Here is a 1,254-nt window from a genome sequence, read left to right as displayed (position 1 = left end):
AGAAGAACAAGAATGTAATATTAGGACTGGAAAGTTCGAAATTACAAATTGATTGTAGTTTTGCTTTTTATCCTTGATAATTAACTCTCTTTTCTCTAGTGAGACGAGAGCATTAAATCAAAACTTTGGTGCCACAAGCGGTGCTGAAGTGATTTTGTTTTATTAATCGATGACAATTTAGAGGATCATCAAAATGAAAAAATCATTAGTTGCTTTAGCAGTATTATCGGCTGCAGCAGTAGCTCAAGCAGCTCCACAACAAAATACTTTCTACGCAGGTGCGAAAGTTGGTCAATCATCATTTCACCACGGTGTTAACCAATTAAAATCTGGTCACGATGATCGTTATAATGATAAAACACGTAAGTATGGTATCAACCGTAACTCTGTAACTTACGGTGTATTCGGCGGTTACCAAATCTTAAACCAAAATAACTTCGGTTTAGCAGCTGAATTAGGCTATGACTACTACGGTCGCGTACGTGGTAACGTAGATGAATTCCGTACAGTTAAACACTCTGCTCACGGTTTAAACTTAGCGTTAAAACCAAGCTACGAAGTATTACCTGACTTAGACGTTTACGGTAAAGTAGGTATTGCGGTTGTTCGTAATGACTATAAAAAATATGGTGCGGAAAACACTAACGAATCAACAACAAAATTCCACAAATTAAAAGCATCAACTATTTTAGGTGCAGGTGTTGAGTACGCAATTCTTCCTGAATTAGCGGCACGTGTTGAATACCAATACTTAAACAAAGCGGGTAACTTAAATAAAGCATTAGTTCGTTCAGGCACACAAGATGTGGACTTCCAATATGCTCCTGATATCCACTCTGTAACAGCAGGTTTATCATACCGTTTCGGTCAAGGCGCTGTAGCACCAGTTGTTGAGCCAGAAGTTGTAACTAAAAACTTCGCATTCAGCTCAGACGTTTTATTTGATTTCGGTAAATCAAGCTTAAAACCAGCAGCAGCAACAGCTTTAGACGCAGCTAACACTGAAATCGCTAACTTAGGTTTAGCAACTCCAGCTATCCAAGTTAACGGTTATACAGACCGTATCGGTAAAGAAGCTTCAAACTTAAAACTTTCACAACGCCGTGCAGAAACTGTAGCTAACTACTTAGTTTCTAAAGGTCAAAACCCTGCAAACGTAACTGCAGTAGGTTACGGTGAAGCAAACCCAGTAACCGGCGCAACATGTGATGCAGTTAAAGGTCGTAAAGCATTAATCGCTTGCTTAGCACCGGC

At 39.3% G+C, this 1,254-nt stretch carries 1 protein-coding gene; it reads left to right on the top strand.

The window, feature by feature from the left end; translation table 11 throughout:
* Nucleotides 1-193: 193 nt before the first annotated feature.
* Nucleotides 194-1,254: porin OmpA (ompA, locus tag DAE25_RS22610; protein WP_107768548.1), on the top strand; the 1,061-nt coding region annotated here is incomplete at its 3' end.

Source organism: Nocardioides terrigena (genome assembly GCF_003047265.1).
In the GTDB taxonomy this organism is placed as follows: domain Bacteria; phylum Actinomycetota; class Actinomycetes; order Propionibacteriales; family Nocardioidaceae; genus Nocardioides; species Nocardioides terrigena.
The sequence above is the reverse complement of the archived record's forward strand: the minus strand, read 5'-3'. Positions and strand labels throughout refer to the sequence as shown.